The sequence below is a fragment of the Klebsiella sp. JN_Kp127 genome (genome assembly GCF_040062505.1).
Classification (GTDB): Bacteria; Pseudomonadota; Gammaproteobacteria; order Enterobacterales; family Enterobacteriaceae; genus Klebsiella; species Klebsiella quasipneumoniae.
Genome location: NZ_JBEAHS010000043.1, coordinates 31402 through 43301, shown reverse-complemented (window position 1 = coordinate 43301; position 11900 = coordinate 31402). Strand labels below are relative to the sequence as shown.

Below are 11900 nucleotides of genomic sequence, written 5' to 3'. Positions count from 1 at the left end.
TGTTGTCTTACGGATGTTAGTTTTCACGGTTTATGTGGGAGATAGCTCCGGCCCACTCTTTTTTAACCTTTCATGCGCGTGGGCGGTTGCCGGAGGCGTAGTGAGGAATTTACAGGTAATAAACGGTGCTACACTTGTATGTAGCGCATCTTTCTTTACGGTCAATGAGCAAGGTGTTAAATTGATCACGTTTTAAACCATTTGTCTGTCCGCTGCTCTTCACAACCACACCGACGACGAATGGTGACGGTTTTTGTTGAAATACTGAAATCCTCCGTACTATTGTACCTCGGGTTTTTGAACATCAGGCGATATGTCTTGTACCTCTATATTGAGACACTGAAACAGAGACTGGATGCCATCAACCAACTGCGCGTGGATCGCGCGCTTGCTGCCATGGGACCCGCTTTCCAGCAGGTTTACAGTCTACTGCCAACGTTATTACATTATCATCACCCGCTGATGCCGGGTTACCTTGACGGTAACGTTCCCCGTGGCATTTGCCTCTACACGCCTGATGAAACCCAACGCCACTATCTTGAAGAACTGGAACTGCATCGCGGCATGCAGACCCAGGAGCCGCCGAAAGGCGAGCTGCCGATCACCGGCGTCTACTCGATGGGCAGTACCTCCTCCGTCGGCCAGAGCTGTTCTTCCGATCTGGACATCTGGGTATGTCACCAGGCCTGGCTGGATAGCGAAGAGCGCCAGCTGCTGCAGCGAAAATGCAGCCTGCTTGAGAGCTGGGCGGCCTCGCTCGGTGTGGAAGTCAGCTTCTTCCTGATCGACGAAAACCGCTTCCGCCATAACGAAAGCGGCAGCCTCGGCGGCGAAGACTGCGGTTCGACCCAGCATATTTTACTGCTCGATGAGTTCTACCGCACCGCGGTCCGTCTCGCCGGCAAGCGTATTCTGTGGAATATGGTGCCGTGCGATGAAGAAGAGCATTACGACGATTACGTCATGGGGCTGTATGCCCAGGGCGTGCTGACGCCAAACGAGTGGCTCGATCTCGGCGGCCTCAGTTCGCTGTCGGCGGAAGAGTACTTCGGCGCCAGCCTGTGGCAGCTGTATAAGAGTATCGACTCCCCCTATAAAGCGGTGCTGAAAACGCTGCTGCTGGAAGCCTATTCCTGGGAATACCCCAATAACCGCCTGCTGGCGAAAGATATCAAACAGCGCCTGCACGATGGCGAGATCGTCTCCTTCGGCCTCGACCCGTACTGTATGATGCTGGAGCGCGTCACCACCTACCTGCAGGCCATCGAAGATGAAACCCGTCTCGACCTGGTGCGCCGCTGCTTCTATCTGAAAGTGTGTGAAAAACTCAGCCGCGAACGCGCCTGCGTTGGCTGGCGTCGCGAAGTCGTCAGCCAGCTGGTCAACGCGTGGGGCTGGGATGAAAAGCGTCTGATGATGCTCGACAACCGCGCGAACTGGAAAATTGATGAAGTGCGCAAGGCGCACAACGAACTGCTCGATGCGATGATGCAGAGCTATCGTAATCTGATCCGCTTCGCGCGGCGCAATAACCTCAGCGTCTCCGCCAGTCCGCAGGATATTGGCGTGCTGACGCGTAAGCTGTATGCGGCTTTTGAAGCGCTGCCGGGCAAAGTGACGCTGGTGAACCCGCAAATTTCGCCGGACCTGTCGGAACCGAATCTGACCTTTATCCACGTGCCGCCGGGTCGCGCCAACCGTACCGGTTGGTATCTGTACAACCGCGCGCCGGATATGGAATCGATCATCAGCCATCAGCCGCTGGAATATAACCGTTATCTTAATAAGCTGGTGGCCTGGGCCTGGTTTAACGGCCTGCTGACCTCACGCACCCGCCTGTTTATTAAGGGCAACGGCATCGTCGATCTGGCGAAGCTGCAGGAGATGGTGGCCGACGTGTCGCACCACTTCCCGCTGCGCCTGCCGGCGCCGACGCCAAAAGCGCTATACAGCCCATGCGAAATTCGCCACCTGGCGATTATCGTCAACCTCGAATATGACCCGACGGCGGCCTTCCGCAATCAGGTGGTGCACTTTGATTTCCGTAAGCTTGATGTTTTCAGCTTCGGCGAAGAGCAAAAATGCCTGATCGGCAGCGTCGACCTGCTGTATCGCAACTCGTGGAACGAAGTGCGTACCCTGCATTTCAACGGCGAGCAGGCGATGATCGAAGCGCTGAAAACGATCCTCGGTAAAATGCATCAGGACGCCGCGCCGCCGGACAGCGTGGAGGTGTTCTGCTATAGCCAACATCTGCGCGGCCTGATCCGTACCCGCGTACAGCAGATGATCTCCGAGTGCATCGAACTGCGTCTCTCCAGTACCCGCCAGGATACCGGGCGCTTTAAAGCGCTGCGCGTCTCCGGCCAGACCTGGGGGCTGTTCTTCGAGCGTCTCAATGTTTCGGTGCAGAAGCTGGAAAACGCCATTGAATTCTACGGCGCTATCTCGCACAACAAGCTCCACGGCCTGTCGGTGCAGGTGGAAACCAATCACGTTAAGCTGCCGGCGGTGGTGGACGGCTTCGCCAGCGAAGGGATTATTCAGTTCTTCTTTGAAGACGCGGATAACAACGACAGCGGCTTTAACATCTATATTCTCGATGAGAGCAACCGCGCTGAGGTGTATCACCACTGCGAGGGCAGCAAAGAGGAGTTGGTGCGCGACGTCAGCCGCTTCTATTCGTCATCGCACGATCGTTTTACCTACGGCTCCAGCTTTATCAACTTCAACCTGCCGCAGTTCTATCAGATTGTCGAGGTGGATGGGCGCACCCAGGTGATCCCTTTCCGCACTCAGGCGATTGCCGCCGCGATACCCACCAGCCAGGACGTTACCGCCTCGCCGGTGCTGCAGCAGCGCTACTCGTAGATTTGGCCCGGATAAGTCGTGAGCCGCTATCCGGAGATATTCCCTGCTTGCGCTGCGCTTAGCAGGGCTACGGTTCTAAGACGTCGGGTAGCCCGGATAAGGCGCGATGCGCCGCCATCCGGGAAACACGTCATTAACGGAATCTCACCGTCTCACCGGCCTGCTGACTTGCCGCCTGCTCCAGCAGATCCCAGAAGGTCTCGCCGCTGCGATCGCAGATCCACTCGTCGCCTTTGAGATCGAAATGGTAGCCGCCCTGTTTGGCGGCCAGCCATACCTGGTGCAGCGGCTCCTGACGGTTAATAATGATTTTGCTGCCGTTTTCAAAGCTGATGGTCAGCACGCCGCCGTTGATTTCGCAGTCGATGTCGCTATCGCCGTCCCAGTCGTCCAGGCGTTCTTCGATGGTCATCCACAGGCTGTCGGCAAGGCGATGAAATTCACTGTCATTCATGATTCTGTCCCGCATTTTTGAGATTGGCGGCAGTATAGCGCGAAACAAAAGCGCGCGCAGTCAGATGCTAAAGGCTTGCTTTTACGCCTTCTCCTGCGATGATAGAAAGCAGAAAGAATGAATCACGGGCAACTATCAATGAAAAACGTTTTTCCTACGCTTGCCGTTTTGTTTGCGATCTTCAGCCTGACCGGCTGCGGTCTGAAAGGGCCTCTCTATTTCCCGCCGGCTGACAAAACTGCGCCGCCGCCGACCAAACCGGTTAACCCGGGCATTCAGAGCTCAACGCCGGATCGTAACGATCGTGGCGATACCGGTGGTCCGAGCCAGGTCAATTACTAACGATAACGTTCTGTTCCGCGCAACTGGAGTAGATGATGCAGTTCTCTAAAATGCATGGCCTTGGCAACGATTTTATGGTCGTTGACGCGGTAACGCAGAATGTTTTTTTCTCGCCGGAGCTGATTCGCCGCCTGGCGGATCGCCACCTTGGCGTCGGGTTCGATCAACTGTTAGTGGTGGAGCCGCCCTACGATCCGGATCTGGATTTCCATTACCGGATCTTTAATGCCGACGGCAGCGAAGTGTCGCAGTGCGGCAACGGCGCGCGCTGTTTCGCACGCTTCGTCCGGCTGAAAGGCCTGACCAATAAACGTGACATCCGCGTGAGTACGGCCAACGGCCGTATGGTATTAAGCGTAACGGAAGACGATCTGGTGCGGGTGAACATGGGCGAGCCCAACTTCGAGCCCTCCCAGGTGCCGTTCCGCGCCAACAAAGCGGAAAAGACCTATATCATGCGTGCCGCCGAGCAGACAGTATTGTGCGGCGTGGTATCCATGGGGAACCCGCACTGCGTTATCCAGGTGGATGATGTGGATACGGCGGCGGTGGAAACCCTCGGCCCGGTAATGGAAAGCCATGAGCGTTTTCCGGAGCGCGCCAATATCGGCTTTATGCAGGTGGTCGGCCGGTCCCATATCCGTCTGCGCGTCTACGAACGCGGCGCAGGGGAAACTCAGGCCTGCGGCAGCGGCGCCTGCGCCGCGGTGGCGGTGGGGATCCAGCAGGGGCTGCTCGCTGAAACGGTACGTGTGGAATTACCCGGCGGTCGTCTTGATATCGCCTGGAAAGGCCCGGGCCAGCCGCTGTTTATGACCGGCCCGGCGGCCCATGTCTATGATGGATTTATTCATTTATGAAACCAATCGGGGAAGAACAACAGGAGGTCGCCAGCGCATTGAACGATCGCGCCGTGGTGGACTATCTGTTGCAACATCCTGAATTTTTTATTCGTAATGCCGCCCAGGTCGAACACCTCCGCGTCCCGCATCCGGTACGCGGTACGATTTCGCTGGTGGAGTGGCATATGATGCGGGCGCGTAACCATATTCATGTGCTGGAAGAGAATATGTCGCTGCTGATGGAGCAGGCGGTCGCCAATGAAAGCCTGTTCCAGCGCCTGCTGCAGCTGCAAACGCGGCTGGCGGCGGCGGAGAGCCTCGACGATATGCTCAACCGCCTTCACCGCTGGGCGCGCGAGCTGGGGCTGGCGGGCGCCACGGTGCGCCTGTTCCCTGACAGCTGGCGCCTCGGCGCGCCTTCGAAGTTTACCCATCTGGCGTTAAGCCGGCAGGCGTTTGAGCCGATCCGTATTCAACGTCTGGGCCAGGCGCGCCACTACCTTGGGCCGCTCAACGGTCCGGAGCTGCTGGTGGTGCTGCCGGAGGCGAAAGCCATTGGGTCAGTGGCGATGTCGCTGCTGGGCGGCGATAATGCCCCCGGCGTGATGCTCTTTAGCAGCCGCGATGCGCAGCATTATCAGCCAGGACAGGGGACGCAGCTGCTGCAGGAGATTGCCCAGATGCTGCCCGGCCTGCTGGAGCGCTGGATTGAACGCGCATGACCGATTCTCCTCTCTTCTCCGCCGTCTCCCGCTTTCTGCGCCACCTGGGCGTTGAACGCCAGCTCAGCCCGATCACGTTACTGAATTACCAGCGACAGCTGGACGCGCTGATCGCCCTGGCGGATGAGGCGGGTCTGAAAAGCTGGTCGCAGTGCGATGCCGCTCAGGTGCGAAGCTTTGCGGTGCGCAGTCGCCGCGCGGGGTTAGGCCCGGCGAGCCTGGCGCTTCGCCTGTCGGCGCTGCGCAGTTTCTTCGACTGGCTGGTCGGCCAGGGCGAGCTCAGCGCCAACCCGGCGAAAGGGATCGCCGCGCCGAAAATTCCCCGTCACCTGCCGAAAAATATCGATGTCGATGACGTCAATCGGCTGCTGGATATCGATCTCAACGATCCGCTGGCGGTGCGCGACCGGGCGATGCTGGAGGTGATGTACGGCGCGGGGCTGCGTTTGTCCGAGCTGGTCAACCTTGATATCAAACATCTCGATCTCGAAAGCGGCGAGGTCTGGGTGATGGGCAAAGGCAGCAAAGAGCGCCGTTTGCCGATCGGTCGCAACGCCGTGATGTGGATTGAGCACTGGCTGGATTTACGCGGCCTGTTCGGTACCGACGACGACGCGCTGTTTTTGTCGAAACTGGGCAAGCGCATTTCGGCGCGCAACGTACAGAAGCGGTTCGCCGAGTGGGGCATTAAGCAGGGGCTGAACAGCCATGTGCATCCGCACAAGCTTCGCCACTCCTTTGCCACTCATATGCTGGAGTCCAGCGGCGATCTGCGCGGTGTGCAGGAGCTGTTGGGTCATGCTAACCTCTCCACCACCCAAATTTATACCCATCTCGACTTTCAACACCTTGCCTCGGTGTACGATGCCGCGCATCCGCGCGCAAAACGGGGGAAATAATGCGTTTTTACCGACCTCTGGGCCAGATTTCCGCGCTGACGTTTGACCTGGACGATACCCTTTATGATAACCGCCCGGTAATTGACCGGACGATGCACGAGTCGCTGGCTTTTGTGCGCAGCTACCATCCGTCGCTCAGCCAGTTCGACGCCCATGAGCTTAATCAGCTGCGCCAGACGCTGCTGGCATCCGAGCCTGAGATCTATCACGACGTGACCGTCTGGCGCCACCGTGCGCTGGAGTTAGGCATGCGTAACGCCGGCCTCTCCGCCGACGCGGCGAAAGCGGGGGCCGATGCGGCGATGGAACACTTCGCCCACTGGCGTAGCCGCGTCGATGTCCCGCAGGAGACCCACGATACGCTGGCGAAGCTGGCGGAGAAGTGGCCGCTGGTGGCGATTACCAACGGCAACGCCCGACCAGAGCTGTTCGGCCTGAGCGACTATTTCCGCTTTGTGCTGCGCGCCGGGCCGGATGGCCGCTCCAAGCCGTTTGCCGACATGTACCATCTGGCGGCGGAGCGCCTGAACTTACCACTCGGGCATATTCTGCACGTCGGCGATGACCTGACCACTGACGTCGCCGGATCGCTGCGCTGTGGCATGCAGGCCTGCTGGATCAAACCGCAAGGCGCGGACCTGATGCACACCGCGGACAGCCGCCTGCTGCCGCATATTGAAATTTCACGGTTGGCATCTCTGACCTCGCTGATATAATCACCAGTCACTCTGTATATATTAACAGGGGTTCGTGGAACCCCTTCTCTTCCGGCGGTGCCAATGGACGTTTCTTACCTGCTCGACAGCCTCAATGACAAACAGCGTGAAGCCGTAGCGGCCTCGCGCACCAACATGCTGGTGCTGGCAGGGGCGGGCAGTGGTAAGACGCGCGTTCTGGTGCACCGTATCGCCTGGCTGCTGAGCGTAGAGAACTGCTCGCCGTATTCTATTATGGCGGTGACCTTTACCAACAAAGCGGCGGCAGAGATGCGCCATCGTATCGGCCAGCTGATGGGCACCACCCAGGGCGGCATGTGGGTGGGCACCTTCCACGGCCTGGCCCACCGCCTGCTGCGCGCGCACCATCTGGACGCCAACCTGCCGCAGGATTTCCAAATCCTTGATAGCGAAGACCAGTTGCGCCTGCTGAAGCGTCTGATTAAGGCGATGAACCTCGATGAGAAGCAGTGGCCGCCGCGTCAGGCGATGTGGTACATCAACAGCCAGAAAGATGAAGGGCTGCGTCCGCATCATATTCAGAGCTACGGCAATCCGGTCGAGCAGACCTGGCAGAAGGTCTATCAGGCCTATCAGGAAGCCTGCGATCGCGCCGGGCTGGTGGACTTCGCCGAACTGCTGCTGCGCGCCCACGAGCTGTGGCTGAATAAGCCGCATATCCTCCAGCACTACCGCGAGCGTTTCACCAACATCCTCGTCGACGAATTCCAGGATACCAACAACATTCAATACGCCTGGATCCGCCTGCTGGCGGGCGATACCGGCAAGGTGATGATCGTCGGCGATGACGATCAGTCGATTTACGGCTGGCGCGGCGCGCAGGTCGAGAACATTCAGCGCTTCCTTAACGATTTTCCCGGTGCGGAAACCATCCGCCTTGAGCAGAACTATCGCTCGACCAGCAACATCCTCAGCGCCGCCAACGCCCTGATTGAAAACAACAACGGTCGCCTGGGCAAGAAGCTTTGGACCGACGGCGCCGACGGCGAGCCGATCTCGCTGTACTGCGCTTTCAACGATCTCGACGAAGCACGCTTCGTGGTGAACCGGATAAAAACCTGGCAGGAGAACGGCGGGGCGCTGGAGCAGTGCGCCATCCTCTATCGCAGCAACGCCCAGTCGCGCGTGCTGGAAGAGGCGCTTCTGCAGGCCAGCATGCCGTACCGCATCTATGGCGGCATGCGCTTCTTCGAGCGCCAGGAAATCAAAGATGCGCTCTCGTACCTGCGTCTGATCGCCAACCGTAACGACGATGCGGCGTTTGAGCGCGTAGTCAATACGCCGACCCGCGGCATCGGCGACCGCACGCTGGACGTGGTGCGCCAGACGTCGCGCGATCGTCAGCTGACGCTGTGGCAGGCCAGCCGCGAGCTGCTGAAAGATAAAGCGCTGGCCGGTCGCGCCGCCAGCGCCTTGCAGCGCTTTATGGAGCTGATTGACGCGCTGGCGCAGGAGACCACCGATATGCCGCTGCACGTCCAGACCGATCGGGTGATTAAAGACTCCGGGCTGCGCGCGATGTACGAGCAGGAGAAAGGCGAGAAGGGCCAGACCCGTATTGAAAACTTAGAGGAGCTGGTGACGGCGACGCGCCAGTTCAGCTACAACGAAGAAGATGAAGATCTGATGCCGCTGCAGGCGTTCCTCTCCCACGCCGCGCTGGAAGCGGGCGAAGGGCAGGCGGACACCTGGCAGGATGCGGTTCAACTGATGACCCTGCACTCGGCGAAAGGGCTGGAGTTCCCGCAGGTGTTCATCGTCGGCGTCGAAGAGGGGATGTTCCCGAGCCAGATGGCCCTTGATGAAGGCGGCCGCCTGGAAGAAGAGCGTCGTCTGGCCTACGTTGGCGTGACGCGCGCCATGCAGAAGCTGACGCTGACCTACGCGGAAACCCGCCGTCTGTACGGCAAAGAGGTTTACCATCGCCCGTCGCGCTTTATTGGAGAACTGCCGCAGGAGTGCGTAGAAGAGGTGCGTCTGCGGGCCACGGTAAGCCGCCCGGTAAACCATCAGCGACTGGGCGCGCCGATTGCCGAGAGCGATACCGGCTACAAATTAGGCCAGCGCGTACGACATCCGAAGTTTGGCGAAGGCACCATCGTCAACCTCGAAGGCAGCGGCGAGCACAGCCGGCTACAGGTGGCTTTTCAGGGTCAGGGGATCAAATGGCTGGTAGCGGCTTACGCCCGGCTCGAGGAAGTGTAACTTTAAGAAAAATATCATTATTTTGTAATATTCTGCTACCTTTATACGTTAAGGCGCCTGATTTGCGCTTTCGCGTTCCGTTGCGTGTTGACGCCGATTTTGCGCTGGCGTAACATGCGCGCACGATTACGCTAAGAGGACATTCGCCTTGGACACACCCAGTAGATGCTGGCTCAACTTCCTGTCATTCAGGAACAACTCCTAAGGCTATCCTCTTATGCTGATAGCCTTAGCGGTTGTCAGCGACCTGCCCCATTCCCGTCGCGCTGAGTCAGGCTTAATGGTCTGAAACCCAATTTGTTTCTGTGTGCCCACCGAACTGTCCGATAATTTTTTTGCATTGGGAGTCCCGGTCATGCTGAGCGCATTTCAACTGGAAAACAATCGTTTAACGCGCCTGGAAGCCGATGAGATCAAGCACCTCGCCAGCTCGGTGTGGGTCGATCTGGTCGAGCCTGACGATGATGAGCGAAGCCGCGTGCAGACGGAACTGGGTCAGAACCTGGCGACGCGCCCTGAACTGGAAGATATCGAAGCCTCCGCACGTTTCTTTGAAGATGAAGACGGGTTACATATCCACTCCTTCTTCTTTTTCGAAGATGCCGACGATCACGCGGGTAACTCTACCGTGGCGTTTACTATCCGCGAAGGGCGCCTGTTTACGCTGCGCGAGCGTGAACTGCCGGCTTTTCGCCTCTACCGCATGCGCGTGCGTAACCAGACGCTGGTGGACGGCAACGCTTACGAGCTATTGTTAGATCTGTTCGAGACCAAAATCGAACAGCTGGCGGATGAGATAGAAAACATCTACAGCGACCTGGAAAAGCTGAGCCGCGTGATTATGGAAGGCCACCAGGGCGATGAGTACGACGAAGCGCTGTCGACGCTGGCGGAACTGGAAGATATCGGCTGGAAGGTCCGCCTCTGTTTGATGGATACCCAGCGCGCGCTGAACTTCCTCGTGCGTAAGGCGCGCCTGCCGGCGGGCCAGCTGGAGCAGGCGCGGGAGATCCTGCGCGATATCGAATCCCTGCTGCCGCACAACGAATCGCTGTTCCAGAAGGTGAACTTCCTGATGCAGGCGGCGATGGGCTTTATCAATATCGAACAGAACCGCATCATTAAGATCTTCTCGGTGGTGTCGGTGGTGTTCCTGCCGCCAACTCTGGTGGCCTCCAGCTACGGAATGAACTTTGAATTTATGCCGGAGCTGCACTGGAGCTTCGGCTACCCGGGGGCGATCGTCTTTATGATGCTTGCCGGCCTGGCGCCGTATCTCTACTTCAAGCGTAAAAACTGGCTGTAGTTGTTGTGCCGGATGCGCTTCGCTTATCCGGCCTGGGTGCTGGACTTTTGTAAGCCGGATAGGGCATAGACGCTATCCGGCAATCTACTGGCTCCGACGCCCCCGTCTTTGCGTATACACCGCATCCATCACGAATATCGCCAGCGCCACCCAGATAAAGCCAAAGGTGACCATTTTATCCTTGCCCGGCACTTCGCCGTAGAACGTCACCGCCAGCAGGAACATCAGCGTTGGGCCGATGTACTGGAAAAAGCCCAGCGTGGAGAGCCGCAGACGCGTTGCCGCCCCGGTGAAGCACAGCAGAGGGATGGTGGTCACCACGCCCGCCGCCATCAGCAGCAGATTGAGCGACCAGGGGTTCTGCCCCATATGGCTGGTGGGGCTGTCGGTGATGCCGAACAGCCAAATCGCCGCCACCGGCAACAGCCACAGCGTTTCCACCAGCATGCCGGTCTGCGCATCGACAGCGATTTTCTTGCGCACCAGGCCATAAAAGGCAAAGCTGAAGGCCAGCCCAAGGCCGATAATCGGCAGCGAACCAAAGGTCCAGAGCTGTACCAGCACGCCGCAAAAGGCGAGGATCATCGCCAGCCACTGCAGGCGACGGAAACGTTCGCCAAGGAAAATCATCCCTAACAGAATGTTCACCAGCGGGTTGATAAAGTAGCCGAGACTGGCTTCCAGCATATGGTGGTTATTCACCGCCCAGATGAACAGCAGCCAGTTGCCGCCGACCAGCACCGCAGAGAGCGCCAGCAGGAAGATCTTGCGCGGCGTCTTCAGCAGCTTTTTCACCTGCGGCCACTGGCGGCTGACGCTGATGAGCGCCACCATGAAGAAGAAAGACCAGATCACGCGATGGGTCAGAATTTCATCGGCGGGAACATAGTAGATAAGTTTGAAGTACGCCGGCGCGATACCCCAGATAAAGTAGGCGGCGAGGGCCAGAATAATCCCCAACCGCGTCTGTTTCACATCCATCGGTAAAATCCATTGCCAAAGAGAGTGATGTTACTCGATTTTGGCTAATCAACCCACCATATAGGTCGCTGTTGCGCTGGCAATATATACCTGCGCTTCGTTATGCAGTTCCACACGGGCTACCGCCACTTTATTGCCGGCGCGCAGCAGGGTGCTGGTCGCGGTAAAACGTTCGCCGCGGCCCGGACGCAGGTAGTCCACGCGCAGGTCGATGGTTCCCATGCGGGAAAGCCGCTGGCGCAGCTCTTCTTCGTTGATAGTGTCATGGCGGGTAAGGGTGCTGCCAACGCAGACCAGCCCTGCGGCGACGTCCAGCGCGGAGGCGATCACTCCGCCATGCAGAATGCTTTGCGCCCAGTTGCCGACCATCATCGGCTGATTATTAAAGCTGAGCTGGGCAAACGCTTTTTCATAGCGCTCCAGTTCGAGGCCGAGGGCGCGGTTAAACGGCATGTGATAGACGAAAATCTCCCCCACCAGTTTCAGAGCTGCTTCGGCAGTAAGTTCGGACATAACACCGGTTCCATTCGTTAATAAAATG

11 protein-coding genes are annotated in these 11900 nt (G+C 58.3%); 8 read left to right on the top strand and 3 right to left on the bottom strand.

Going from position 1 to position 11900, the window contains the following annotated elements; all coding sequences use genetic code 11:
• Positions 1-318 precede the first annotated feature (318 nt).
• On the top strand, positions 319-2871 hold the full coding sequence (gene cyaA / locus ABLV04_RS16565) for a class I adenylate cyclase (RefSeq protein ID WP_002883383.1): 2553 nt from the start codon (positions 319-321) through the stop codon (positions 2869-2871).
• Positions 2872-3004: 133 nt separating this feature from the next.
• Here the strand turns inward: cyaA and cyaY are convergent, their stop codons facing one another.
• Positions 3005-3325, bottom strand: a complete 321-nt coding sequence (gene cyaY / locus ABLV04_RS16560) for an iron donor protein CyaY (RefSeq protein ID WP_023291566.1) — start codon at positions 3323-3325, stop codon at positions 3005-3007.
• A 138-nt stretch (positions 3326-3463) separates the two neighbouring features.
• On the opposite strand from cyaY, the gene ABLV04_RS16555 reads away from it, so the two are divergent.
• The 7 genes from ABLV04_RS16555 to corA all read left to right on the top strand — a co-directional run bounded on the left by ABLV04_RS16555 (position 3464) and on the right by corA (position 10378).
• Positions 3464-3667 (top strand): lipoprotein, encoded by a 204-nt coding sequence (locus ABLV04_RS16555; protein ID WP_004886794.1) that lies wholly within the window; start codon positions 3464-3466, stop codon positions 3665-3667.
• Positions 3668-3702: 35 nt separating this feature from the next.
• Positions 3703-4527, top strand: a complete 825-nt coding sequence (gene dapF / locus ABLV04_RS16550; RefSeq protein WP_002883394.1) for a diaminopimelate epimerase — start codon at positions 3703-3705, stop codon at positions 4525-4527.
• Positions 4524-5231 (top strand): DUF484 domain-containing protein, encoded by a 708-nt coding sequence (locus tag ABLV04_RS16545; RefSeq protein ID WP_044521756.1) that lies wholly within the window; start codon positions 4524-4526, stop codon positions 5229-5231. Before dapF ends, ABLV04_RS16545 begins: the two co-directional genes overlap by 4 nt.
• Positions 5228-6130: a tyrosine recombinase XerC gene (gene xerC / locus ABLV04_RS16540; RefSeq protein ID WP_044521758.1), complete on the top strand. Its 903-nt coding sequence runs from the start codon at positions 5228-5230 to the stop codon at positions 6128-6130. Before ABLV04_RS16545 ends, xerC begins: the two co-directional genes overlap by 4 nt.
• A complete protein-coding gene (yigB, locus tag ABLV04_RS16535) occupies positions 6130-6846 on the top strand; it encodes a 5-amino-6-(5-phospho-D-ribitylamino)uracil phosphatase YigB (RefSeq protein WP_023291569.1) in 717 nt (238 codons plus the stop codon). Before xerC ends, yigB begins: the two co-directional genes overlap by 1 nt.
• Positions 6847-6909: 63 nt before the next feature.
• Complete coding sequence (gene uvrD / locus ABLV04_RS16530) at positions 6910-9072, top strand: DNA helicase II (RefSeq protein WP_004886784.1); 2163 nt, start codon at positions 6910-6912, stop codon at positions 9070-9072.
• A gap of 355 nt (positions 9073-9427) precedes the next feature.
• On the top strand, positions 9428-10378 hold the full coding sequence (corA, locus tag ABLV04_RS16525; protein ID WP_002883400.1) for a magnesium/cobalt transporter CorA: 951 nt from the start codon (positions 9428-9430) through the stop codon (positions 10376-10378).
• A gap of 84 nt (positions 10379-10462) precedes the next feature.
• Here the strand turns inward: corA and rarD are convergent, their stop codons facing one another.
• A complete protein-coding gene (gene rarD, locus ABLV04_RS16520; RefSeq protein WP_064155690.1) occupies positions 10463-11359 on the bottom strand; it encodes an EamA family transporter RarD in 897 nt (298 codons plus the stop codon).
• 48 nt (positions 11360-11407) lie between these two features.
• Entirely contained in the window at positions 11408-11872 is a 465-nt protein-coding gene (gene yigI / locus ABLV04_RS16515) for an acyl-CoA thioesterase YigI (protein WP_002883404.1), read from the bottom strand.
• Positions 11873-11900: the final 28 nt, after the last annotated feature.

Excerpts from the sequence above, each read along its gene's own strand:
- cyaY (WP_023291566.1), bottom strand. The coding sequence starts at position 3,325 with ATGAATGACAGTGAATTTCATCGCCTTGCCGACAGCCTGTGGATGACC.
- ABLV04_RS16555 (WP_004886794.1), top strand. The coding sequence starts at position 3,464 with ATGAAAAACGTTTTTCCTACGCTTGCCGTTTTGTTTGCGATCTTCAGC.
- dapF (WP_002883394.1), top strand. The coding sequence starts at position 3,703 with ATGCAGTTCTCTAAAATGCATGGCCTTGGCAACGATTTTATGGTCGTT.
- ABLV04_RS16545 (WP_044521756.1), top strand. The coding sequence starts at position 4,524 with ATGAAACCAATCGGGGAAGAACAACAGGAGGTCGCCAGCGCATTGAAC.
- xerC (WP_044521758.1), top strand. The coding sequence starts at position 5,228 with ATGACCGATTCTCCTCTCTTCTCCGCCGTCTCCCGCTTTCTGCGCCAC.
- yigB (WP_023291569.1), top strand. The coding sequence starts at position 6,130 with ATGCGTTTTTACCGACCTCTGGGCCAGATTTCCGCGCTGACGTTTGAC.
- uvrD (WP_004886784.1), top strand. The coding sequence starts at position 6,910 with ATGGACGTTTCTTACCTGCTCGACAGCCTCAATGACAAACAGCGTGAA.
- corA (WP_002883400.1), top strand. The coding sequence starts at position 9,428 with ATGCTGAGCGCATTTCAACTGGAAAACAATCGTTTAACGCGCCTGGAA.
- rarD (WP_064155690.1), bottom strand. The coding sequence starts at position 11,359 with ATGGATGTGAAACAGACGCGGTTGGGGATTATTCTGGCCCTCGCCGCC.
- yigI (WP_002883404.1), bottom strand. The coding sequence starts at position 11,872 with ATGTCCGAACTTACTGCCGAAGCAGCTCTGAAACTGGTGGGGGAGATT.